At 66.5% G+C, this 23,409-nt stretch carries 27 protein-coding genes; 1 reads left to right on the forward strand and 26 read right to left on the reverse strand.

Features of this window, described 5'->3' with window-relative positions; all coding sequences use genetic code 11:
• Window positions 1–47: 47 nt before the first annotated feature.
• Complete coding sequence (locus KCTC_RS03110; RefSeq protein WP_164512451.1) at window positions 48–845, forward strand: alpha/beta fold hydrolase; 798 nt, start codon at window positions 48–50, stop codon at window positions 843–845.
• On the opposite strand, the gene KCTC_RS03115 is transcribed toward KCTC_RS03110, so the two are convergent.
• The 26 genes from KCTC_RS03115 to lysA all read right to left on the reverse strand — a co-directional run bounded on the left by KCTC_RS03115 (window position 832) and on the right by lysA (window position 23,407).
• On the reverse strand, window positions 832–1,191 hold the full coding sequence (locus tag KCTC_RS03115) for a hypothetical protein (RefSeq protein WP_125566668.1): 360 nt from the start codon (window positions 1,189–1,191) through the stop codon (window positions 832–834). The two genes, KCTC_RS03110 and KCTC_RS03115, sit on opposite strands and share 14 nt — an antisense overlap.
• A gap of 40 nt (window positions 1,192–1,231) precedes the next feature.
• Window positions 1,232–2,005 (reverse strand): YebC/PmpR family DNA-binding transcriptional regulator, encoded by a 774-nt coding sequence (locus tag KCTC_RS03120; RefSeq protein ID WP_125566670.1) that lies wholly within the window; start codon window positions 2,003–2,005, stop codon window positions 1,232–1,234.
• Window positions 2,006–2,097: 92 nt separating this feature from the next.
• A complete protein-coding gene (gene pdxT / locus KCTC_RS03125; protein WP_125569980.1) occupies window positions 2,098–2,688 on the reverse strand; it encodes a pyridoxal 5'-phosphate synthase glutaminase subunit PdxT in 591 nt (196 codons plus the stop codon).
• A gap of 2 nt (window positions 2,689–2,690) precedes the next feature.
• The gene (pdxS, locus tag KCTC_RS03130) at window positions 2,691–3,596 is read right to left on the reverse strand and encodes a pyridoxal 5'-phosphate synthase lyase subunit PdxS (protein WP_125566672.1); all 906 of its coding nucleotides are present in this window, start codon (window positions 3,594–3,596) and stop codon (window positions 2,691–2,693) included.
• Between the two features lie 66 nt (window positions 3,597–3,662).
• A complete protein-coding gene (gene pgsA / locus KCTC_RS03135) occupies window positions 3,663–4,325 on the reverse strand; it encodes a phosphatidylinositol phosphate synthase (RefSeq protein WP_125566674.1) in 663 nt (220 codons plus the stop codon).
• Between the two features lie 47 nt (window positions 4,326–4,372).
• Entirely contained in the window at window positions 4,373–4,819 is a 447-nt protein-coding gene (locus KCTC_RS03140) for a DUF2550 domain-containing protein (protein WP_125566676.1), read from the reverse strand.
• Window positions 4,820–4,828: 9 nt separating this feature from the next.
• Window positions 4,829–5,086, reverse strand: coding sequence for a F0F1 ATP synthase subunit epsilon (locus tag KCTC_RS03145; protein ID WP_125566678.1), 258 nt, complete (start codon window positions 5,084–5,086; stop codon window positions 4,829–4,831).
• Complete coding sequence (gene atpD, locus KCTC_RS03150) at window positions 5,086–6,522, reverse strand: F0F1 ATP synthase subunit beta (RefSeq protein ID WP_125566680.1); 1,437 nt, start codon at window positions 6,520–6,522, stop codon at window positions 5,086–5,088. Before atpD ends, KCTC_RS03145 begins: the two co-directional genes overlap by 1 nt.
• 26 nt (window positions 6,523–6,548) lie before the next feature.
• Entirely contained in the window at window positions 6,549–7,460 is a 912-nt protein-coding gene (locus tag KCTC_RS03155) for a F0F1 ATP synthase subunit gamma (RefSeq protein WP_125566682.1), read from the reverse strand.
• A 43-nt stretch (window positions 7,461–7,503) separates the two neighbouring features.
• Complete coding sequence (atpA, locus tag KCTC_RS03160; protein ID WP_125566684.1) at window positions 7,504–9,144, reverse strand: F0F1 ATP synthase subunit alpha; 1,641 nt, start codon at window positions 9,142–9,144, stop codon at window positions 7,504–7,506.
• A 42-nt stretch (window positions 9,145–9,186) separates the two neighbouring features.
• The gene (locus tag KCTC_RS03165) at window positions 9,187–9,981 is read right to left on the reverse strand and encodes a F0F1 ATP synthase subunit delta (protein WP_125566686.1); all 795 of its coding nucleotides are present in this window, start codon (window positions 9,979–9,981) and stop codon (window positions 9,187–9,189) included.
• Window positions 9,982–9,988: 7 nt separating this feature from the next.
• Complete coding sequence (locus KCTC_RS03170; RefSeq protein ID WP_125566688.1) at window positions 9,989–10,501, reverse strand: F0F1 ATP synthase subunit B; 513 nt, start codon at window positions 10,499–10,501, stop codon at window positions 9,989–9,991.
• Between the two features lie 72 nt (window positions 10,502–10,573).
• Window positions 10,574–10,837 carry a F0F1 ATP synthase subunit C gene (locus KCTC_RS03175; protein ID WP_331852197.1) on the reverse strand — a complete coding sequence of 88 codons (264 nt, stop codon included), beginning with the start codon at window positions 10,835–10,837 and terminating at the stop codon, window positions 10,574–10,576.
• Window positions 10,838–10,908: 71 nt separating this feature from the next.
• Entirely contained in the window at window positions 10,909–11,733 is an 825-nt protein-coding gene (atpB, locus tag KCTC_RS03180) for a F0F1 ATP synthase subunit A (protein ID WP_125566690.1), read from the reverse strand.
• 5 nt (window positions 11,734–11,738) lie between these two features.
• On the reverse strand, window positions 11,739–12,182 hold the full coding sequence (locus KCTC_RS03185; protein ID WP_125566692.1) for a hypothetical protein: 444 nt from the start codon (window positions 12,180–12,182) through the stop codon (window positions 11,739–11,741).
• Window positions 12,157–12,423, reverse strand: coding sequence for an AtpZ/AtpI family protein (locus KCTC_RS03190; protein WP_125566694.1), 267 nt, complete (start codon window positions 12,421–12,423; stop codon window positions 12,157–12,159). The genes KCTC_RS03185 and KCTC_RS03190 overlap by 26 nt, the downstream gene beginning before the upstream one ends.
• A 171-nt stretch (window positions 12,424–12,594) precedes the next feature.
• Window positions 12,595–13,716, reverse strand: a complete 1,122-nt coding sequence (locus tag KCTC_RS03195; RefSeq protein ID WP_125566697.1) for an MraY family glycosyltransferase — start codon at window positions 13,714–13,716, stop codon at window positions 12,595–12,597.
• On the reverse strand, window positions 13,713–14,360 hold the full coding sequence (locus tag KCTC_RS03200; protein ID WP_125566699.1) for an L-threonylcarbamoyladenylate synthase: 648 nt from the start codon (window positions 14,358–14,360) through the stop codon (window positions 13,713–13,715). Before KCTC_RS03200 ends, KCTC_RS03195 begins: the two co-directional genes overlap by 4 nt.
• 4 nt (window positions 14,361–14,364) lie before the next feature.
• A complete protein-coding gene (gene prmC / locus KCTC_RS03205; protein WP_125566701.1) occupies window positions 14,365–15,237 on the reverse strand; it encodes a peptide chain release factor N(5)-glutamine methyltransferase in 873 nt (290 codons plus the stop codon).
• Window positions 15,234–16,307: a peptide chain release factor 1 gene (gene prfA, locus KCTC_RS03210; protein WP_125566703.1), complete on the reverse strand. Its 1,074-nt coding sequence runs from the start codon at window positions 16,305–16,307 to the stop codon at window positions 15,234–15,236. Before prfA ends, prmC begins: the two co-directional genes overlap by 4 nt.
• Window positions 16,308–16,381: 74 nt before the next feature.
• A complete protein-coding gene (gene rpmE / locus KCTC_RS03215) occupies window positions 16,382–16,588 on the reverse strand; it encodes a 50S ribosomal protein L31 (protein ID WP_125566705.1) in 207 nt (68 codons plus the stop codon).
• Between the two features lie 139 nt (window positions 16,589–16,727).
• The gene (rho, locus tag KCTC_RS03220; RefSeq protein WP_125569982.1) at window positions 16,728–18,458 is read right to left on the reverse strand and encodes a transcription termination factor Rho; all 1,731 of its coding nucleotides are present in this window, start codon (window positions 18,456–18,458) and stop codon (window positions 16,728–16,730) included.
• 317 nt (window positions 18,459–18,775) lie between these two features.
• Window positions 18,776–19,672: a homoserine kinase gene (thrB, locus tag KCTC_RS03225; protein ID WP_125566707.1), complete on the reverse strand. Its 897-nt coding sequence runs from the start codon at window positions 19,670–19,672 to the stop codon at window positions 18,776–18,778.
• On the reverse strand, window positions 19,669–20,733 hold the full coding sequence (gene thrC, locus KCTC_RS03230) for a threonine synthase (protein WP_125566709.1): 1,065 nt from the start codon (window positions 20,731–20,733) through the stop codon (window positions 19,669–19,671). The genes thrB and thrC overlap by 4 nt, the downstream gene beginning before the upstream one ends.
• Window positions 20,730–22,013 carry a homoserine dehydrogenase gene (locus tag KCTC_RS03235; RefSeq protein ID WP_125566711.1) on the reverse strand — a complete coding sequence of 428 codons (1,284 nt, stop codon included), beginning with the start codon at window positions 22,011–22,013 and terminating at the stop codon, window positions 20,730–20,732. Before KCTC_RS03235 ends, thrC begins: the two co-directional genes overlap by 4 nt.
• Window positions 22,010–23,407 (reverse strand): diaminopimelate decarboxylase, encoded by a 1,398-nt coding sequence (gene lysA / locus KCTC_RS03240; RefSeq protein ID WP_174233063.1) that lies wholly within the window; start codon window positions 23,405–23,407, stop codon window positions 22,010–22,012. The genes KCTC_RS03235 and lysA overlap by 4 nt, the downstream gene beginning before the upstream one ends.
• Window positions 23,408–23,409: the final 2 nt, after the last annotated feature.

The raw sequence follows: 23,409 nt of genomic DNA on the forward strand, positions 1-23,409 counted from the left end.
GGGTGCTCGCGACACGCTGCCGAAGGTCGTCCGGCATCATGAGCGTCATGACGCGCGATTGGCAGGACGACCAGCCGTACCACCGCTCCGGGTCCGGAGAGACCGTGGTGCTGATCCACGGCTTCACCAGCAGTTGGCACCTGTGGAAGCCGGTCATCGAGATCCTGGAGAAGGACTACGACGTCCTCGCGCTGTCGGCGCCCGGTCACCTCGGCTGGCTCTGGCCCGACGGCCTTGAGGTGTCCATGGACAACGCGGTTGCCCTGGTCGAGCAGCGTCTCGGCGAGCTCGGCGTCGGGCAGGCACATGTGGTCGGCAACTCGCTCGGCGGAGCGATCGCACTCTGGATGGCGTCGCGGGGCACCGCTGCCACTGCGGTCGGCCTTGCCCCGGCGCTCGGCTGGGTGTCGGGCAGCATCCCAGTCGATCGCCTGTTCCTCGCCTCCCGCAAGGCGGTCACCGAGGCCATGCCGCAGGCCGCCGAGATCTTGGGCTCTCCCGAACTCCGCCAGCAGATCCTGGGTGTCTTCATGAACCGCGGCGACCGGGTTCCGTTGGAGGAGGCCGTACGCATGTGGGAGGCCGTCCTGGCCGTGGACCCGATCGAGGACTACCTCCAGGTCCTCCACTCATTCGAGCTCCCGACCCTGACCACAGACCAGAAGGCAGCGATCATCTGGTGCGGGGACGACACCCTGCTCCCGTACGACACCTGCTCGCAGGGCTGGATCGATCACGCTCCGTACGCAGCCTTCAGCACGCTCGAGGGCGTGGGCCACTCCCCCATGTACGACGACCCGCAGCGGGTGTCGGACGCCATCATCGGCGCGATCAGGAGCGCGTGAGGCGAGCGTCGATCCCCTCACGGCTGTCGAGGACCATCTGGTCGAACGCCGCTGGCGGGATCAACCGGTCGGCGGTGAACCGTACGGCGCCACTGCTCGTCGGCAGACCACCCAGCAACCACGCCGCCCGCTCGATCGGCGCCGAACCGAACGGACAGAGCGAGAATCCGTGGGCGCGTACGACGATCGCCACCAGACCCCGGTCGCGGTACGCCAGGGCGGCCATCCCGTACTTGCGTGCGGGTATCGCCTCGGGCACCAGCTCCAGGGCTCGCGTGTAGTAACCGCGGATGATGTCCGCGTCTGCCTGTGCAAGTGTCTCCAGATACGCCTCGACCTCGGTCACGCAGCCAGAATGCCACGCGACCGAGGTCGATCGGATGAGGTCAGTCCTCGTCACTCATCTCAGCAAGAACTTCGTCCGTGATGTCAGCGTTGGTGAAGACGTTCTGCACGTCGTCGAGGTCGTCGAGTACGTCCACGAGCCTCATCACCTTCTCGGCCGTCGGTACGTCGCCGACCGGGATGTCCATGGAGGCGATGAACTCGGACTCGGCCGACTCATAGTCCAGGCCGGCTTCCTCAACCGCCTGACGGACCGCGATCACGTCGGTCGCCTCCGAGATCACCTGCCACGTGTCGCCGAGATCGTTGACGTCTTCGGCGCCAGCATCGAGGGTTGCCTCGAGCACCGCGTCCTCATCCACGTCCTTGCCGCCCTGCGCCTTGTTGAGGACGACGACGCCCTTGCGATTGAACAGCCGCGACACCGAACCCGGGTCGGCCATCGTGCCGCCGTTGCGCGTGACAGCGGTACGCACCTCCATCGCGGCGCGGTTCTTGTTGTCGGTCAGACACTCGACGAGCAGCGCGATGCCGCTCGGGCCGTAGACCTCGTACATGATCGTGTCGTAGGAGACGGCCTCGCCACCGATGCCGGCGCCGCGCTTGACGGCGCGGTCGATGTTGTCGTTCGGGACCGACTGCTTCTTGGCCTTCTGGATCGCCTCGTACAGCGCCGGGTTGCCGGAGGTGTCAGCGCCCCCAGCCTTCGCCGCGACCTCGATGACCTTGATCAACTTCGCGAAGCTCTTGGCGCGCTTCTGGTCGATCGCGGCCTTCTTGTGCTTCGTGGTTGCCCATTTGGAGTGGCCAGACATAGGTCCCTACTTCTTGAAACGGCACTGTTTGAGACGTGCACTGCTTGAAAGCGCACTGCTCGAAACGTGCACTGCGAACTGCGGATCCGAGTTTAACGACCGCGCACGAGGTCCACGAACGCGCCGTGGACGCGCCCGTCGCCATCGATCTCCGGATGGAACGAGGTGGCCATCAAATGCCCCTGACGGATAGCCACCGGATGCTCCCCGACCGCAGCCAGGATCTTGACCCCGTCGCCGACCTGCTCGACCCACGGAGCCCTGATGAAAACAGCGTGGACAGACCCGTCCACCCCGATCATTTCCAGGTCGGCTTCGAAGGAGTCGACCTGTCTGCCGAAGGCATTGCGGCGTACGGTCACATCCAGTCCACCGATGGTCTCCTGGTCGGCCGTACCATCCACGATCCGGTCCGCGAGCAGGATCATTCCGGCGCAGGTACCGAAGGTGGGCAGGCCCTCCCGAATGCACGCCCGGAGCGGCTCCAGAACCTCGAAGTGTCGCGCAAGCTTGGCGATGGTCGTGGACTCGCCACCGGGCAGGACGAGGCCATCGAGGCCATCGAGTTCGCGGGGCCTGCGTACGCCGAACGCCTCGACGTCCGAGGCCTCCAGGGCGCGTACGTGCTCGCGAACGTCACCCTGGAGCGCGAGGACGCCAATCCTCAACGGCGCCGCACCCAGGGTCACCAGCCGCGCTCAGCGAGCCGGTGCGGCTGAGGGATGTCCTCCACGTTGATGCCGACCATCGCCTCGCCGAGACCACGAGAAACCTTCGCGACCACGTCCGGGTCGTCGAAGAAGGTCGTCGCCTTCACGATCGCCTCGGCGCGCTGCGCCGGGTTGCCCGACTTGAAGATGCCCGAGCCGACGAAGACGCCCTCGGCACCCAACTGCATCATCATCGCGGCGTCGGCTGGAGTGGCGATGCCGCCGGCGGTGAAGAGTACGACGGGCAGCTTGCCGTTCTTCGCGACCTCGACGACCAGGTCGTACGGAGCCTGAAGCTCCTTGGCCGCCACGTACAACTCGTCCTCGGAGAGGGCGCCGAGCTGACGGATCTGCTGGCGGATCGTGCGCATGTGGGTGACCGCGTTCGAGACGTCGCCGGTGCCGGCCTCGCCCTTGGAACGGATCATCGCGGCGCCCTCGGTGATACGACGCAGCGCCTCACCCAGGTTGGTGGCCCCGCACACGAAGGGGACAGTGAACTTGAACTTGTCGATGTGATTCGCGTAATCGGCCGGGGTGAGCACCTCGGACTCGTCGATGTAATCGACACCGAGACTCTGCAGGATCTGCGCCTCGGCGAAGTGACCGATGCGAGCCTTGGCCATCACCGGGATCGAGACCGCCTCGATGATGCCGTCGATCATGTCCGGGTCGGACATCCGGGAGACGCCGCCCTGGGCGCGGATGTCGGCAGGCACCCGCTCGAGGGCCATCACCGCGACCGCTCCTGCGTCCTCGGCGATCTTCGCCTGGTCCGCAGTGACGACGTCCATGATGACGCCGCCCTTGAGCATCTCGGCCATGCCCCGCTTCACGCGGGAGGTGCCAGTGGTCGCGGTCGTGTCAGCGGGGTTCGACATGTCTCAATCCTACGGACGTGAACGACAAGCGAACGAACCGGCGTACGTACTGAGCGGTAGCTTGCGCTAGTCGGTCGACGTCGCCTCGGTCGCGGCCGCTCGAGTGATGTCGCGGGACTGGATGTGCACCGCATGGATCCGCTGCGCGACCGTGATCGAGCTCGCGACGGCGAGGTAGCCGAGCATGATCGGGATCGCCCACAGGATCCGGCGATCGACTCCCAGATCGTGCAGGAGCGCGGCGATCCCCGTGGTCACCAGGATGAAGACGAGCCGATCCGCACGCTCCGCGATGCCGACCTTCGCCTGCATACCGAGCGATTCGGCCTTCGCACGGGCGTACGAGGTGACGTTGCCCATCGCGAGACAGACGATGGCGAGAGCGGCGTACGCGTGGTTGTGACCCGGACCTACGTAGTACATCGCCAGCCCGCCAAAGATCGCAGCATCGCCGATCCGGTCGAGCGTCGAGTCGAGGAAGTTGCCGTAGAGCGACACGTTCCCCGTCGTACGCGCCATGTAGCCGTCGATCATGTCGCTGAACACGAAGGCGGTCACGACCATGACGCCGGTGAAGAGGTGTCCGGTCGGGAAGAAGATCAGGGCTCCTGCGACGACGCCCAGCGTGCCGACGAAGGTCACCGTGTTCGGGCTGACTCCCCACCGGATCAACAGGTTGCCGAGGGGGGCCCAGATGGCGGTCCAGAAGGCGCGGAATCTCTCAAGCATGGCTGGCTCAGGGTATCGGTCAACTGGGGCTATCGCCGCGTCACGGCCTAACGGCGGCGCGTCCAGTCGGTGCCGGGCGTACGCGACTCCAACCAGGCCTGGAAGCCGATCAGCGACTGGGGAGACATGGCCAGTTCGACGGCCCGGTCGCGTTCGACGCACCGCACGACGAGGTGCTCGGGATAGATCGCACTCGCCTCGAGGCCTTCGGGGGCGTGCGAGGACTCGTACGTGAGATCCGTACGGTGCCACACCCGTTTGGGAGCGCTCGAAAGTGTGAAGACCCGGAACCACTCCAGGTCGTCGCCGGAATACCGGCCCATGCCGAGCTGCCAACCGCGTCCGGGTCGGGAGACCCGGACGCGGTGGCTCAGCTCGAACGTCCCGCCTGAGCGGGAGATGACGCGACGGCGCAGCACGAGTGCGACGCCGTACGCGAAGGCCAGGGCGATGGCCGAGGTAAGGACCCAGACAGGCCAGTCATACCAAGGCATCGTGACCGATCAGACCAGCGTGACGTGTTCCGACAGGATCGACACGCGATCCTGCGCAACAGACAGGAAGCCGCCGTCGACCGTGGCGTGAACCTTCTCGCCGTTGGTCGCCACGATCTCGACCGTGCCCTCGCCCAGCAGCGAGAGGACCGGGGTGTGCCCGGTCAGGACACCGAGTTCGCCCTCGACCGTACGAGCGTTGACGACCGAGGCCTCCCCGGACCAGACGCGCTGGTCCGCGGAAACGAGCTCTACCTGCAGCGTCATCAGAGCGACTTCTGGATCTCGGCCCACTTCTTCTCGACGTCGTCCAGACCGCCGCACATGAAGAAGGCCTGCTCGGCCACGTGGTCGTAGTCGCCGTCCGCGATCTTGTTGAACGCGACGACGGTCTCCGACACCGGAACCGTCGAACCCTCGATGCCGGTGAACTGCTTGGCGACGTAGGTGTTCTGCGACAGGAAGCGCTGGATACGACGGGCACGCGACACGATGGTCTTGTCCTCTTCGGACAACTCGTCGACACCGAGGATGGCGATGATGTCCTGGAGCTCCTTGTTGCGCTGCAGGATCTGCTTGATCCGGATCGCGCAGTCATAGTGAGCCTGACCGATGTACTGCGGGTCGAGGATTCGCGACGTCGAGGTCAGCGGGTCGACAGCCGGGTAGATACCCAGCGAGGCGATCTCACGCGAGAGCTCGGTGGTGGCGTCGAGGTGGGCGAAGGTGGTCGCCGGCGCCGGGTCGGTGTAGTCGTCAGCCGGGACGTAGATCGCCTGCATCGAGGTGATCGAGCGACCACGGGTCGAGGTGATGCGCTCCTGGAGCGTACCCATCTCGTCCGCGAGGTTCGGCTGGTAACCAACGGCCGACGGCATACGACCGAGAAGGGTCGACACCTCCGAACCGGCCTGGGTGAAGCGGAAGATGTTGTCGATGAACAGGAGGACGTCCTGGTTCTGGACATCGCGGAAGTACTCCGCCATCGTCAGCGCCGACAGCGCCACCCGCAGACGCGTGCCCGGCGGCTCGTCCATCTGACCGAAGACCAGGGCGACCTTGTCGAAGACGCCGGCTTCCTTCATCTCGACGATGAGGTCGTTGCCCTCACGCGTACGCTCACCGACGCCGGCGAACACCGACACACCACCGTGGTTCTTGGCCACACGGGCGATCATTTCCTGGATCAGAACGGTCTTGCCGACACCGGCACCACCGAACAGACCGATCTTTCCACCGGTGACGTACGGGGTGAGAAGGTCGATGACCTTGATGCCGGTCTCGAACATCTGGGTCTTGGACTCGAGCTGGTCGAAGGCCGGAGCCTTGCGGTGGATGCCCCAGCGCTCGGTGACCTCGTACTTCTCGCCCTCTTCGAGGTTGAGCACGTCGCCGGTCGCGTTGAACACGTGACCGAGGGTCACGTCGCCGACCGGCACCGAGATCGGGAGACCGGTGTCGCGAACAGCCTGGCCACGGACCAGACCGTCAGTGGGCTTCAGCGAGATCGCGCGGACGATGCCGTCACCGATGTGCTGAGCGACCTCAAGCGGCAGGGTCGTGGTCTCGCCGTCAAGCGTGACGTCGCTCTCCAGCTTGTTGTAGATGGCCGGCATCGCGTCGACGGGGAACTCCACGTCGACAACCGGGCCGATAACGCGGGCGATGCGGCCCACAGTGGTGGTGTCAACCGTTGCAGTCATCAAAGATTCCTTAGTTACGTGGTTTCTCAGTCGTTGGCAGCGGAGGCGTCGGCGAGCGCGTTCACGCCACCCACGATCTCGCTGATTTCCTGGGTAATGCCGGCCTGGCGAGCCTGGTTCGCGATCCGGGTGTACTTCTTGATCAGTTCGGACGCGTTGTCGGTCGCCGACTTCATCGCCTTCTGACGGGCCGCGAGCTCGGAGGCAGCAGACTGCAGCAACGCGTAGTAGACGCGGCTGTTGACGTACTGCGGGAGCAGACCGTCGAGGACCGCCTCAGCACTCGGCTCGAACTCGTAGAGCGGGAGCACCTCGCCGGACGACGGCTTCTCGGCACCCTCGACGACCTCGAGCGGCAGCAGACGCACGGCGTGCGGCAGCTGGAGAAGCATCGACTTGAACTCGGTGAAGACGATGTGGACCTCGTCGTGACCATCCAGACCGCTGTCCGCCAGGAAGGTGCTGATCAGCTCGGAGCCGATCTCCTTCGCCACGTCGTACGTCGGCTGGTCGGAGTGACCCGTCCACGCCTTGACGACAGGGCGTCCCCGGAACTTGTAGTACGCCTCACCCTTGCGCCCGGAGACGAAGACGCTGACGTCCTTGCCCTCGGACTTGAGCAGCTCCACGAGCCCCTCGGCCTCACGCAGCAGCGAGGAGGAGTACGCACCGGCCAGACCGCGATCGCTGGTCACGACCAGGACGGCGGCCTTGGTGGACGTCTCCGGCTCGCTGGTCAGCGGGTGGTTGACGTTGGAGTACGTCGCCACCGCCGACACGGCGCGGGTGAGTTCACGGGCATACGGAGCAGCGGCGTTCGCACGCCCCTGCGCCTTGATGATCCGCGAGGCGGCGATGAGCTCCATGGCGCGCGTGATCTTCTTGGTCGACTCGACCGACTTGATCTTCGCGCGATATTCACGCAGTGACACTGCCATCAGTACTCACCTCCCTCGAAGCAATCAATGTGCGTCAACGCGATCAGCCGCGCTTCTGCTTGACGATGGTCTCCTGCTCAACCTCATCGCCGTCGATCGGGTCCTCGTGGGCCGTACCCGCGTGAATGCCACCGTGGCTGCCCTCGAAGGTGGGCAGGAAGTGGTCGTACGCAGCGGTCAGGTCGGCCTCGGTGGAGTCCTCGAACTTCAGCGAGTCGGCGATGGCCTTGAGGATTTCCGGCTTCGACGTCTCGAGGTAGGACAGGAAGTCCTGCTCGAACTTGATCACGTCGGCGGTCTCGACCGGGTCGAGACGACCGGTCGTACCGAGCCACAGCGAGACCGTCATCTTGTCGACCGCGTACGGCGAGTAGGCCGGCTGCTTGAGCAGCGCCATCAGGCGCTGACCACGAGCAAGCTGCTGCTTCGACGCGGCGTCGAGGTCCGAGGCGAACATGGCGAACGCCTCCATGGCGCGGAACTGCGCCAGGTCGACCTTGAGCGAACCGGTGACAGCCTTCATCGCCTTCGTCATGGCCGCGCCACCAACTCGCGAGACCGAGACACCGACGTCGATGGCCGGGCGCTGGTTGGCCGCGAACAGGTCCGACTGCAGGAAGATCTGGCCATCGGTGATCGAGATGACGTTGGTCGGGATGAACGCCGACACGTCGTTGGCCTTGGTCTCGATGATCGGCAGACCCGTCATCGAGCCGGCACCGAGCTCGTCGGAGAGCTTCGCGCAACGCTCGAGCAGACGCGAGTGCAAGTAGAAGACGTCACCCGGGTACGCCTCGCGGCCCGGCGGACGGCGGAGCAGCAGCGACACGGAGCGGTACGCCTCGGCCTGCTTGGTCAGGTCATCGAACACGATGAGGACGTGCTTGCCGTCGTACATCCAGTGCTGACCGATGGCCGAGCCGGTGTACGGGGCGAGGTACTTGAAGCCCGCGCTGTCCGAGGCCGGCGAGGCGACGATCGTGGTGTACTCCAGGGCGCCCGCAGCCTCGAGCGCGCCGCGGACGGCCGCGATGGTCGAGCCCTTCTGGCCGATCGCGACGTAGATGCAGCGAACCTGCTTGGAAGGGTCACCGGTCGCCCAGTTCTCCTTCTGGTTGATGATCGTGTCGATCGCAACCGTGGTCTTGCCGGTGGCGCGGTCGCCGATGATCAACTGGCGCTGGCCGCGGCCGATCGGGGTCATCGCGTCGATGGCCTTGATGCCGGTGGCGAGCGGCTCGTGGACCGACTTGCGAGCCATGACGCCCGGGGCCTGCAACTCAAGGGCGCGGCGGCCGTCGATCGCAGTGATCTCGCCGAGACCGTCGATCGGCTGGCCGAGCGGGTCGACGACACGGCCGAGGTAGCCGTCACCGACGGGGACGGAGAGGATCTCTCCGGTGCGGCGAACGGCCTGGCCCTCTTCGATCTTGTCGAAGTCACCCAGGACGACGACACCGATCTCCTTGGTGTCGAGGTTCAGGGCGATGCCGAGCGTGCCGTCCTCGAACTGCAGGAGCTCGTTGGCCATGGCCGACGGCAGACCGGCGACACGGGCGATGCCGTCCGCGGTCTGGGCGACGGTGCCGACCTCTTCAGTGGTGGCAGCCTCGGGCTTGTAGTCGGCTACGTACTTCGCCAACGCGTCGCGGATCTCGTCCGGCCGGATGCTCAGGTCCGTCATGTCTCTCTCGTCTCTCGTCTTGAGTCGTGTCTGGAGCCGGCGTCAGCCAGCGAGAAGTCGTCCGGCGTTCTCAAGCCGGGTTGCGATGGTGCCGTCGATGACGTCGTCGCCAATCTCCACCTTGACTCCACCGAGGAGGGCGGAGTCGACAACGGTGTTGATGTGGATCGGACGCTTGTAGATCGCTGCCAGAGCTGTTTCCAGCCGAGCGGCGTGCTCCGTGGTGAGCTGGGCCGCCACGGTGACCGTGGCGATGCCCTCTCCGTTGACCTCGGCGGCCAGACGGCGGTAGGCCTCGAGCGCCTTGGAGACGGTGCCGTACGAGCCGCTCAGCGACTGCTTGGCGAGCTCCTGCGCGGCCGGCGATGCCGAGGCAAAGACGGTCGAGAGCAGGCCGGCCTTGTCGGCGGTCGAGCGGTTCGGTTCCGAGAGCGCGTTGCGCAGCTCGGCATCACCGTTGACCGTACGACCGATCACGAAGAGCTCGTCGCACAGCGCGCGGTGATCGCCGGCGCCGAGCACCGAAGCAATCTCCGAGAGCCGCTCGGCGGCTTTCGCAACGTCGCCCGCACCGGTCCAGCGCTGCTCGGCGATGCCCTTGAGGAGATCGGCCGTCGCAGGACTGACCTTGCCGCCGAAGACCTGAGCCACGAGGCCGGTCTTGGCCTCGCCAGCCACAGTCGCGTCGGCGAGGAAGCGGCGCAGGGCCGGGTCGTTCCGCAGGAGCCCGGCGACGGAGTACAACTCCCCCGCCAGACCCTCGGACGCACCGTTGGCCTTGAGTTGGTCGGTCAGCGCGGCAACCGCACCAGCCGACGCACCACGGAAGTCAACCATCAGGCGCTCAGTTCTCCGTGGACTCGAGGTCGGCGAGGAAGCGCTCGACGACGCGGCTCTGCACCGCGCTGTCCTCGAGGCTCTCTCCGACGATCTTGCCCGCCAGAGTGGTCGCCAGCGAGCCGACGTCCGAGCGCAGGCTGTGGGCAGCCTGCTGACGCTCGGCCTCGAGCTGGCTCTTGCCCTGGTCGACGACGCGCGCCTGCTCCGCGACCGCCTGGTCGCGTGCAGCACTCACGATTGTCACGCCCTGGGCACGCGCCTCCTCACGGATGCGGTTCGCCTCCTGACGCGCCTCGGTGAGCTGAGCCGCGTACGCAGCCTTGTCGCTCTCGGCGTCGGCCTTGGCCTGCTCGAGTTGCGAGAACTCGGAGCGGATCGCCTCCTGGCGCGCCTCCATGGCCTTGTTGATCGGCGGAAGGACGAACTTGCCCAGCAGGAACAGGATGATCGCGAATGCGATCACCTCCACGATGAACGTGGCGTCCGGTACCAGGAAGTTGCTCTCAAGCGGAATCACGTTGGGGTACTCCTCTACCTCGTGTCCGTCGTTGCTCTGGTGGTGAGTGGGTGCAGCCCGTGAGGGCTGCGATCACTTGCCGCCGAGGACGAAGACGAACAGGGCCATGAATGCGAGGTTGATGAAGAACATCGCCTCGACCAGACCCACGGTCAGGAAGAAGATGGTCTGCAGGCGGCCCTGGGCCTCCGGCTGACGAGCAACACCCTGGATGTACGACGAGCCGGCGAGGCCGTCACCGATACCCGCACCGATGGCGCCGCCGCCGAGGGCGAGACCGCCACCGATGAACGCGCCGGCGAGGGTGGTGGCCTGCATCTGAGTCGTCACTGCCATTGTTCTCTCCTTGGTTCTGCGCCGCTCTCGGGCGGCGACGTTTTTACCTCTGGTGCTGAATGAGCGGGTGCTCAGGCAGCGAGTTCGTGTGCGTGTTCAGTTGTGTGGTCGTCACCGTGGTCGTCGTGCTTGGCGCCAGCCATGCCGAAGTACAGAACGGTGAGCAGGGAGAAGATGAAGGCCTGGATCACGCCGATGACCATGTCGAACAGCTTCCAGACGACGTTCATCACGACGGCGAGGCCGCCACCGAGCGGAACCGGACCGATCTTCCAGGCGACCAGCCCGGCGATCAGGGCGAGCATGATGCCACCGGCGAAGATGTTGCCGAAGAGTCGGAGCGCCAGCGTGATCGGCTTGACCAGCTCCTCCAGGATGTTCAGCGGGAGCAGCACCGGGTACGGCTGCACGAAGTGGCTGAGGTAGCCCTTCAGACCCTTCTGGCGGATGCCGTACGTCCAGACACCGACGATGACCAGAATGCCCAGCGCGTACGTGAGGTTGGTGTCCGCAGTCGGAGCCGCGAGAAGGTGCATCGGCTGGCCGAGGACCTCGTGCTTGTTGTATTCGCTGGGGATCATCTCGAGCCAGTTGGCGATCAGGATGAAGAAGAACAGCGCCACGGCAAGCGGGACCACGAACGGGTGCATGTGGCCGAGGTTCTCCTCGACCTGCTTGGAGACCTCGCCGACGATCGTCTCCCAGAGAATCTGGAGCTTGGTCGGAATGTGGTCCTGCGTCTTCTTGGTGAGCTGAGCCCGGAGCCAGAAGCCGAGGCCGACGACGATCGCGCCGGCGATGATGGTGCACCACACGGTGTCAGCGTTGAACGTGACGCCGAGGACGGTCGCGCGCGGGTGGACGCCCGGGTGGATGTCGATTCCCTGCGGAAGCATGCCGATCACTGGTTCTTGAGCTCCTTCAACAGCGGGATCGTGGTCATCACGAGGGCAATCAGGCGGAAGATCGCCAGCCCGAACAGCACGCCAAGTGCATCGGGCCAGCCGAAGATTACCGCAGCAACGGCAGCCACCGCAGTCAGGGTCGTCAGACGCAAGATGGTGCTGCGCGTCATCGCTCCCCTGGTCGGTGAGGCGCCGGCCACGACGATCTTCAGACCCCACCATTCAGTGGCGAAGTGGTTGAACAGGCCGAGACCGACACCGGTCACGATGGCGAACCCGAGACCCCAGCGGCCGAAGCCGACTGAGACCCACAGGCCGGCGCCGGCCATCCCTGCTGCGAGCAGGATCGCCTTGCGCTGGAACTTGAGCAGCGTCCCCACCGTCACCTTGGTCGGCAGGTCGCCCACCGAGGACTCACCAGTCGTCATCGTCACCGTCATTGCTCACGCCTCCATGCCACGGCTCGATCGGCTCGCGCATCGCAGCGCGGATGCGCGCCGCGAAACCGAACCCTGCGAGCGCGATGCCGACGAAGACGCCGATGACCGCACACAGTGGGCTGGAATGAAGGACCGAATCAAGCCACATCCCGAGAGCCGTACAACCGACGACGGCACCAACGAGGAACGCGCCAAGACCGAGAAGGTCGCGGCCTCCGAAGGTCGGCGAGTCACCTGGCATCTGGCAATACCGTCGGTCGTCATGAGTGGCGGCCGTTCTGTGGGGGTTGGCAATTCCGCCCACCTGAGAAATCTCCGTGAGCGCGGTGGAAACCTATCACAGCGACCCGGGTCGATCCGAGTTCGGGAATCCGTTCACAAGCAGGTCTGAACCGACGATGACGCGTGCAGGTCAGGCTGTGTTGGAGGACTTCAACTTGGGCAGACCGAAGGTGAGCGCAGTGGTCACCAACAGTCCCACGCCGAGTGCGCTCCAGAGCCACGGCCCGTCGTACAGGCTGGCCAACACGGAGCCGAATGCGATCAGCGCCGCCCATGCCCACATGATCAACACCGCGATGCGCTGGGAGTGTCCGATCTCGAGCAGACGGTGGTGCAGATGCAGCTTGTCCGGTGCGAAGGGCGAGCGGCCCGCTCGGGTGCGGCGAACGACCGCGAGCACCAGATCCGCGATCGGAACGATGAGGATCGTGATCGGCAGGAAGATCGGCAGCAGGGTCGGCAGCAGGTTGGCATGAGTGCCGTACGCGCCGGTGGACAACTGGTCGGCCGAGAACTGGCCGGACAGGCTGACCGCGCTCGCCGACAGGACGAGGCCCAGCAGCATCGACCCGCTGTCTCCCATGAAGAGCCGGGCGGGGTTCCAGTTGTGCACCAGGAAGCCGACGCAGGCACCCGCCAACGCGACACTGAGCAGGGCCGCCGTGGTGGCTCGATCGACTCCGTTGATCCGGGTCAGGGAGTAGCAGAAGACGAAGAAGGCGACCGCACCGATGCAGACGACGCCAGCCGCGAGACCGTCCAGCCCGTCGACGAAGTTCACCGCGTTGATGGTGGCCACGACGACGAAGCCGGTCAGGAGCGCCGACTGGGCCGGATCGAGGACGAACTGCGACCCGTCGGCCTTGGTGAAGAAGATGTACTGCACGTTGAAGTAGATGAGCACCGCAGTCGCGAGCAGCTGGCCACCCAGTTTGGTGAGGGCGTCGAGCTCGAGCACGTCGTCGAGGATGCCCACCACGCAGATCAGCGCGCCCGCGGCCAGCACGACCCCCGCGTCGTGGAGGACGAACTGCGACTTGGCCAGGAAGGGCAGCTGCCGCGCAACCAGATAGGCCGCGGCGAGTCCTCCGAGCATCGCCACCCCGCCCATGTAGGGGATCGGCTCGTCATGGACGTCGCGATCGCGCACCTTCGCTACCGCGCCGAGGCGCAGAGCGATCTCGCGCGCCACCACGGTCAAAAGGTAGGTCACGCTGCCGGCGACGGCGAAGAGCAGGAGGTACGCCCTCACTCGGCGGCCCCGAGGCGATGGCCGAACGGTACGAGGACCTCATCGAGCTGGGCGAGCGAGATGGCACCGAGACGCAGGATCCGCGGCGTACTCGTCGTCGCGTCGACGATCGTGGAGGCCTCGCCCACCGGCGAATCGCCGGCATCGAGGGTGACGAGATCGCCGAGCATGCGTTCCGCGTCCGCGGCGCTGGTGGCGGCGGGGCGCCCGGTCGTGTTGGCAGAGCTGACGGCGATCGGTCCGACCGAGGCGATCAGGTCGAGGGCGATCGCGTGGTCAGGCATCCGTACCGCCACGGTGCCCTTGGTCTCCCCCAGGTCCCACATCAGCGAAGATTGTTCGTGGAGGACGAGTGTCAGCGGCCCGGGCCAGAACTTCGCGATGAGCGCGCGCGCCCAATCCGGGATCTGGACCGCGAGAGCATCGACGGTGGCAGCCGTGGCAACCAGGACCGGCGGCGGCATCGAAGGGCCGCGGCCCTTCGCAGCAAGGAGGGCGCGCACCGCCTCGGGCTTGAACGCGTCGGCGGCGACGCCGTACACGGTGTCAGTCGGGATGACGACGACCTCACCCGATCGCAGGGCTTTGGCAGCGGCGGCCAACGCCGTCTCCCGCTGCTCAGCGGACTCGGTGGGGTACTGCACTCGCCTATCCTCGCAAACGCGCTGTCAGAAAGCGCGCACGGCCGGCCAGATCCTTGTGGTCGCGTACGTCGCTCCACCGGCCGGTCGCCCGAAACACCTCGGGCGCCGACTCGCCCTGGGCGTCGGCGTGCTCGACCCCGACCACACCCCCGGGCCTGAGAAGCTCGGCAGCTCGGAGCTCGAGCAGGCGGATGGCGTCCAGGCCGTCCTGCCCGGAGAAGAGCGCGATCTGCGGATCGTGGTCGCGCGCCTCCAGCGCCACCGACTCCCACGCCTCCAGCGGAATGTACGGCGGATTGCACGCGATGACATCGACCGTGCCGACCAGGTCGTCGAACGCCTTGAAGGCATCGCCCTGCCTCAGATCCACGTCGATGCCAGCGAGGTTCTTCTCCGCCCAGGCGAAGGCATCCACACTGAGCTCAACAGCGTGGACCTCAGCCGCCGGGCACTCGTCCTTCACCGCCTTCGCGATGGCACCCGAGCCCGTGCAGAGGTCCAGCACGATCGGTGATCTCGATACGCCGCCTTCGGCGTCTACCCGACCCGCTGGGTCGGCGGCGTCGATGGCCCATCCTGCGAGCAGCTCGGTCTCGGGCCGCGGGATGAAGACACCGGGACCCACCTGGAGTTCCACATGACGGAAGTACGCGACGCCGGTCAGGTGCTGGAGCGGGATCCGTGTCGCCCGTTGCGCCACCAGGGCCTCGTACTCTGCCTCGGCAGCGGCATCGATCTCATCGACGAGTGTCAGTTGGCTGCGGGTCACCTTCAGGACGTGGGTGAGCAATTCGGTGGCGTCGGACTGGGGACTCTCCACGCCCGCACCCGCCAGACGTCCGGCGGCGGCGGCGATGAGGTCGCGGGGCCGGCTCACGTGTCCAACGCCGCGAGGCGCGATTCGAGGTCGGCATCGACGCAACTGGCGATGATCGGTGCCAGATCGCCGTTCAAGACCTGGTCGAGGTTGTACGACTTGTAGCCGGTGCGATGGTCGGAGATCCGGTTCTCGGGGAAGTTGTAGGTCCGGATCCGCTCGGATCGGTCGACCGTACGCACCTGGCTGCGACGGGCGTCGCCGGCCTCGGCTGCGGCGGCTTCCTCGGCTGCAGCCAGCAGGCGCGCGCGGAGGATCCGCATGGCCTGCTCCTTGTTCTGCAGCTGCGACTTCTCGTTCTGGCAACTCACCACCGTCCCGGTCGGGATGTGGGTGATCCTGACAGCCGAATCCGTGGTGTTGACCGACTGGCCGCCGGGACCGCTCGACCGGAAGACATCGATGCGAAGGTCGTTCTCATCGACCACGACGTCGACCTGCTCGGCCTCGGGCATCACCAGGACGCCTGCTGCGGAGGTGTGGATCCGACCTTGCGACTCCGTCGCAGGCACGCGCTGCACACGATGCACGCCGCCCTCGAACTTGAGCAGCGCGTACGGTGCCTGACCCGGCTCGGGAGTGCCTTTGGCCTTGATGGCGACGGTGACCGACTTGTAACCGCCGAGGTCGGACTCGTTGGCGTCGAGGATCTCGACCTTCCAGCCGAGTTGCTCGGCGTACCGGCTGTACATCCGGAGCAGATCGCCGGCGAAGAGCGCAGACTCCTCGCCACCCTCCCCCGACTTCACCTCGAGGATCGCGTCCTTGTCGTCGGACGGATCGCGCGGAACGAGCAGGCGGCGGAGCTTCTCCTCGGCCTCGTTGCGCCGCACGACGAGTGCGTCGACCTCGTCGGCAAAGGCCTCGTCCTCCGCAGCGAGTTCGCGGGCGGCCTCGATGTCCTCACCGAACGTCAGCCAGTCGCGGTAGACGCCGATGATCGCACTGAGTTCGGAGTAACGCGTGTTGAGTTTCTTCGACAGGCGCGCGTCTGCGTGCGTCTCAGGCGCACCCAGCCGACCCTCGAGTTCGCCGTGCTCGGCGACGAGTCCCTCAACAGCATCAAACATCCGTACTCCTCCATGCGCAGCGGAAAAGACAACACCGCCCGCCTCCCATGGGGAAGCGGGCGGTGCCATTGGAACTACTTCTTGCCGTAGCGGGCCTCGAAGCGGGCCACGCGGCCGCCGGTGTCGAGGATCTTCTGCTTGCCGGTGTAGAACGGGTGGCACTCGCTGCAGACGTCCGCACGGATGGAACCGGTCGGGTTGGTCGAGCGGGTGGTGAACTCAGCGCCACAGGTACAGGTCACGTTGGTGACGATGTACTGCGGGTGGATGTCGGCCTTCATGGGATGTCCTTTCATGGTGCCGGGTCCCCTGCCCCGACGGGGCACAGCGTCTTCGCGACGCCGTGGGGTGAACCGGAACTGACTGATGAAGTTTACGCAGCGAGTTTGCGTACGCCCAAAACGCGCGTACGCCCCGTTCTTATTCCGAGGATCCGCCCGGGGTGGTGTTCTGGACCTGCATCAGGAACTCACCGTTGCTCTGCGTCTTCTTGAGGCGCTCGAGCAGCAGCTCGAGTGCCTGCTGACCGTCGAGCGCGGAGAGTACGCGGCGAAGCTTCCAGATGATGGCGAGTTCGTCCTTGCCCATCAGGAGTTCCTCGCGGCGCGTACCGGACTGGACCGCGTCGATGGCCGGGAAGATGCGCTTCTCCGCGAAGTCGCGGCGGAGGCGGATCTCCATGTTTCCGGTGCCCTTGAACTCCTCGAAGATGACCTCATCCATCTTGGAGCCGGACTCGATCAGGGCAGTGGCGAGGATGGTGAGCGAGCCACCGTGCTCGATGTTGCGCGCCGCACCGAAGAAGCGCTTCGGCGGGTAGAGCGCGGCGGAGTCGACACCACCGGACAGGATGCGACCCGACGCCGGAGCGGCGAGGTTGTACGCACGGCCCAGACGGGTGATGCCGTCGAGGAGCACGACGACGTCGTGACCCAACTCGACCAGGCGCTTCGCGCGCTCGATCGCGAGCTCGGCGACGATCGTGTGGTCGGTCGCGGGCCGGTCGAAGGTGCTCGAGATGACCTCACCCTTGACCGAGCGCTCGAAGTCGGTGACTTCCTCCGGACGCTCGTCGACGAGGACGACCATCAGGTGACATTCGGGGTTGTTGATGGTGATCGAGTTCGCGATCGACTGCATCACCATCGTCTTGCCGGCCTTGGCCGGCGACACGATCAGACCGCGCTGGCCCTTGCCGATCGGGGCGGCGATATCGATCACGCGCCCGATCAGGTTCGTGTTGTCGGTCTCCATCCGGAGACGCTCGCTGGCGTACAGCGGCGTCAGCTTGGCAAAGTCCGCGCGCCCGGCAGCCTTGCTCGGATCGACACCGTTGACCGAGTCGATCTTGACCATCGGGTTGAAGCTGGCGCGTGCCTCGCCCTCACGGGGCTGGCGGACCTGACCGACGATCGCGTCACCGCGGCGCAGGCCGAGCTTGCGCACCATCGAGATGGAGACGTACACGTCGTCCGAGCTCGGCAGGTAGCCGCTGGTGCGGACGAAGGCGTACTTGTCGTTGACATCCAGGATGCCGGCCGCCGGGACGAGTACATCGTCCTCGCGCACCTCGGTGTCGATCTCGCCACGAGGCATGCCACCGCCACCGGCGGCGCCGCCGCGACGGTCGCGGTCACGGCTGCGACGTCGACGGTTGCGACTGCTGCGGCTGTCGCCGTCGCCGTCTCCGAAGTTGCCGCCGCCCTGGTTGTTGCCGCCGCCCTGGTTGTTGCCGCCGCCCTGGTTGCCCTGGTTCTGGCCGCGCTGGTTCTGGTTGTTGTTCTGGTTGTTGTTCTGGCGGCGCTCATTGCGCTGCGGCTGCTCACCGCCGTCGCCTGCCTGCTCGCCTTGGGGAGCGTCCGTCTTCGGGGCGTCAGCCTTCGGGGCGTCCGAACCGGCGTTCTCGCCGGCATTCGTACGCGGCGCACGCTCACGACGAGGACGCTCACGGCGCTCGCCCTGCTCGCCGGCGTTGTCGCTCCTGGGGGTGTCGCTCTTCGGAGCGTCGTTCTTGGGCGCATCAGCCTTGGCAGCCGCCGACTTGGCGGACTGGGCAGCCTTGATCGCGGAGACCAGGTCGGCCTTCTTCATCGATCCGGTGCCGCTGATACCGAGGCCACCCGCCAGCGACTTGAGGTCGGCGAGCAGCATCGAGTTGAGTCCGCCGGACGCCTTCTTGGCAGGCGCAGCGGATTCGAGGGTTTCCGTCACGTGAGGTCCTTCCCACGTATGAGCCCGCTTCGGCGCCTATCGCCGGCTGGGCAACTCTGGGTTCTCCCCCGCCTCGGGATGTGGCTCGCGGAGCCACGGTGGCGGAGGGAGGAGATGCATCGTGCGGGCGTGTGCCTCGCTGGATGCCACGTCGCTCAGGGGCGACGCTCGTTCAATGTAGCACCTGCGACCGTAGATCTATTCCCTGTGTGTCAAGCCCGCGCGTCGCGAGCCCCGGCACCCGTGGTGGGAGACGTTCAGGCCAGGGAGGCGCGTACGCCGGCGGTGTCGATCCGGAGGTGGTGCGAGACCCAGCCTGCAGGCGTACGCGCGAGCAACTCGTCCGCGTTCTCAACGACAAATGCCAGAACGGTAGGGCCGGCACCGGAGACGATCGCGGCGATCCCATCGGCCCGCAGCGCATCGACCAGAGCCAGCGATTCGGGCATCGCCGGACGGCGGTAGTCCTGATGCAGGTAGTCCCGCGTCGCCCGGTGCAGTTGGTCGGGCGCGAACCCGAGGGCAGCAACCATCAAGGCTGCTCGACCACTGTTGGCAGCCGCGTCGGCGTGCGGCACCTCAGCCGGCAGCAACCCCCGGGCGACCTTCGTCTCGACACCGGTCGGCGGGATGAACACGACAGCGCTCAGGCGTTCGTCGACGGGCGCCGTGACCGCGTAGAAGGCGTCGTCGTTGCCGGAGATGGTGAAGCCTCCGTACACCGCTGGCGCCACGTTGTCGGGGTGGCCCTCGATCTCGGCTGCAAGCTCGAAGAGCTCATCATCAGTCAGGCGCTCGCGGCCGTCCCGGACGAGCGCACGAGCCAGCGCCAGACCACCGACGATCGCGGCGGAGGACGAACCCAGTCCACGCGCATGCGGAATGACGTTCTCGCAGGTCAGACGCAATCCCGAGGGGTTCTCCCCCAACACCGCGAACGCCTGCCTCATCGACCGCACGACCAGATGCGACTCGTCACGTGGGACCGAATCGGCACCAGCGCCCGTGACCTCGATCTCGAGTCCCCCCGCGATCACCTCGGCGTGCAAGGTGTCGTGGAGACCGAGCGCGAGACCGAGCGAGTCGAACCCCGGGCCGAGATTGGCCGACGTCGCCGGGACCGTGACGGTGACCCGTCCGGCGACCAGACTCATGCCAGGCCTGCGGCGCCCGCCGCGGCGTCGATGTCCGCGTCGACGACCACATCGTCGATGTCGCCGTGGTGCTCCAGCGCCGTGACCGTGTCCTTGAGGCCGTTGCCGGTCACGACGATGACGACCTTCTTGCCGGCGTACGAGTCGCCTGCGGCGAGCTCCTGCAGCAGACCGGCCACACCGGCCGCCGATGCGGGCTCGACGAAGACACCGTCCTCGCGGGCCAATGCTGCCTGGGCGTCGAGGATCTGCTCGTCGGTGACCGAGGCGAACCGACCGCCCGAACCGTCACGCGCGGCCTCCGCGAGCTTCCACGAGGCAGGGTTGCCGATCCGGATCGCAGTGGCGCGGGTCTCCGGGTTCGCGACCGGGTGACCGAGCACCAGCGGCGCGGCGCCGGCCGCCTGGAAGGCCCGCAGCACGGGGGTGCGGGTGGCGCGGCCAAGCTCGGCGTACTGCTGATAACCCAGCCAGTAGGCGCTCATGTTGCCGGCATTGCCGATCGGCATCAGTTGATAGTCCGGGGCATCGCCGAGCGCGTCGACGATCTCGAAGGCTCCGGTCTTCTGGCCCTGGAGACGGACCGGGTTGACGCTGTTGACCAGCGCGACGGGGTAGTGCTCGGCCAGACCACGGGAGAGTCGGAGGCAGTCGTCGAAGTTCCCGCGGACCTTGATCACCTTGCCGCCGTGCATGATCGCCTGCGCCATCTTGCCGGCCGCGATCTTGCCGTCCGGGACGAGCACGATCGGAGTGATGCGGGCCTTCGCCGCGTACGCCGCCATCGAGGCCGAGGTGTTGCCGGTCGAGGCGCAGACGACGGCCTTGGCACCCTCGTGGACGGCAACCGAGATCGCCGCCGTCATGCCGCGGTCCTTGAACGATCCGGTCGGGTTGGCACCCTCGACCTTGAGCCAGACGTCTCCGCCGGTCAGGCCGCTGAGCCACTCCGAGCGGACGAGTGGCGTACCGCCCTCGCCCAACGAGATCGCCGGGGTGTCCGCCGGAATGTCGAGGAATTCGCGGTACTCCTCGATCAGGCCGCGCCACTGGTGACTCATGCGTCGATCCCCTCAACCCGCATCACCGAGGTGACGTCGCGGACAACATCCATGCTCCGAAGGTGCGCCACGGTGGCGGCCAGTTGGGCGTCCGTCGCGTCGTGCGAGACGACCACGAGCTGCGCGTCCTGGTCGCGACCTTCCTGGCGTACGGTCTGGATCGACACGCCATGTTCGGCGAAGGCGCCGGCGATCGTGGCGAGCACGCCTGCGGTGTCGTCCACGTCGATCGCCACGTGATAGCGCGTCAGGGTCTCCCCCATCGGCTGGATCGCGCGAGCGGCGTACGCACTCTCGCCTGCACCTTTGGTGCCAGCGAGGCGGTGGCGAGCAACGGTGACGAGGTCGCCCAGAACTGCGGAGGCCGTGGGCGCGCCGCCGGCTCCGCGTCCGTAGAACATGAGCTGGCCGGCAGCTTCGGACTCGACGAAGACCGCGTTGTACGCCTCGCGCACATTCGCCAAGGGGTGGCGGCGAGGGATCATCGCGGGGTGGACGCGTACGCCCACCTGGTCGCCCTTGAGTTCGACGATCGCCAGGAGTTTGACGACGGAGTCCATCGCCTTGGCGCTGGCAACATCGGCGGCGGTGACCTCGGAGATGCCTTCGCGGTAGACGTCGCTCGCGGTGACGCGCGTGTGGAAGGCCAGCGAGGCCAGGATCGCCGCCTTGGCAGCAGCGTCGAAGCCTTCGACATCGGCCGTCGGGTCGGCCTCGGCATAGCCGAGTTCCTGAGCCTCAGCGAGAGCCTCCAGGAAGCCCGAACCCTGGCTGTCCATCTTGTCGAGGATGTAGTTCGTGGTGCCGTTGACGATGCCGATCACCTTGGTGATCGAGTCACCGGCCAGCGACTCGCGCAGCGGCCGAAGGATCGGGATCGCTCCGGCGACGGCTGCCTCGTAGTAGAGGTCGCGACCGGCCTTCTCGGCGGCCTCGAAGAGGGTGGCGCCGTCCTCGGCGAGCAGCGCCTTGTTTGCGGTGACGACGCTCGCGCCGTTCTCGAGCGCGCTGAGGATGAGAGTACGCGCAGGCTCGATGCCGCCGATGACCTCGACGACCAGGTCGGCACGCGTGACGAGCTCGACGGCGTCGGTGGTGATCAGGTGCTCGGCGAGTTCGACGTCGCGCGGCGCGTCCAGGCGGCGTACGGCCACTCCGACCAGTTCGATCGGCGCACCGATGCGGGCGGCGAGGTCATCGCCGTTCTCCTGGAGGAGGCGTACGACCTGCGAACCCACGACTCCGCAACCGAGAACGGCCACGCGCAACGGCGTGCTCATACAACCCCCATGTCAGTGCCCAGCAGGTCCTCAACCGTCTCACGTCGCACGATCACGCGAGCGTGGCCGTCTCGCACGGCGACCACCGGGGGGCGGAGTGCGTGGTTGTAGTTCGAGGCCATCGACCGTCCGTACGCCCCGGTGGCCGGAACCGCGATGAGATCCCCGGGCTGGATGTCCCCGGGGAGAAACTCGTCCTTGACCACGATGTCACCGGATTCGCAGTGCTTGCCGACGACCCGCGCCAGGACCGGCGGCGCCTCCGAGCGTCGCGAGGCGAGCGTGCACGAGTAGTCCGCGTCGTACAGCGCGGGACGGATGTTGTCGCTCATGCCGCCATCGACGCTGACGTACGTACGTACGGCGCCACCATCGAGTTCAACCTGCTTGACCGTGCCGACCGTGTAGACGGTGCACATCGAGGGGCCGACGATCGCCCGGCCGGGCTCGATCGAGAGGCGCGGCTCGTCGATCCCGAGGGCACGGCATTCGTGGACGACGATCTCGCGCATGCCGGCAGCCAGTTCGCCGGGTGTCTTGGGGTCGTCCTGGGCGGTATAGCCGATGCCGAACCCTCCGCCCAGATCCATCTCGGGCATCGTGTGCCCGAGTTCCGCGGCGACCCGGGCGTGCAATGCCAGGACGCGGCGCGCAGCGACCTCGAAGCCGGAAGTGTCGAAGATCTGCGAGCCGATGTGGCTGTGCAGACCGAGGAGATCCACACCTTTGGTCCCGAGCAGGCGCTGGGCAGCCTCGTACGCGGCCCCGGTCGCGATCGAGAACCCGAACTTCTGGTCCTCGTGGGCGGTGGCGATGAACTCGTGGGTGTGCGCCTCGACGCCAGCGGTGACGCGGATCATCACGCGCGCCGGCAGGCCGGTCTCACTGCAGATCGCCGCGATCCGGTCGATCTCGTCGAAGGAGTCCACGACGATGCGCCCGACGCCGAGCGTGACCGCGCGACGCAACTCCATCGCCGACTTGTTGTTGCCGTGATAGCCGATCCGCTCCGGCTCGACACCACCGTTGAGCGCGACGGTCAGCTCGGTGTCGGAGCAGACATCGAGGGACAGACCCTCCTCAGCGATCCAACGGGCCACGGTCGTACACAGGAACGCCTTGCTCGCGTAGTAGACGTCTGCTCCGGCGAACGCTTCCTTGAAATCACGGGCACGGGCACGGAAGTCGTCCTCGTCGAGGACGTACGCAGGCGTGTTGACGTTGGCCACGAGGTCCGGGAGAGACATGCCACCGACATGGAGAACGCCGTCAGCGTCCTTGGTCGCGGTCGAGGACCACAGCGTCGGTAGGAGGGCATTGACGTCGGCCGGTTCGCGGAGCCACTGAGGTGACGTACCTGCGTAACTACCTGGAACATGGCGCGAGTTGTTCATTG

Origin of the sequence: Nocardioides baekrokdamisoli (assembly GCF_003945325.1) — a bacterium.
In the GTDB taxonomy this organism is placed as follows: domain Bacteria; phylum Actinomycetota; class Actinomycetes; order Propionibacteriales; family Nocardioidaceae; genus Nocardioides; species Nocardioides baekrokdamisoli.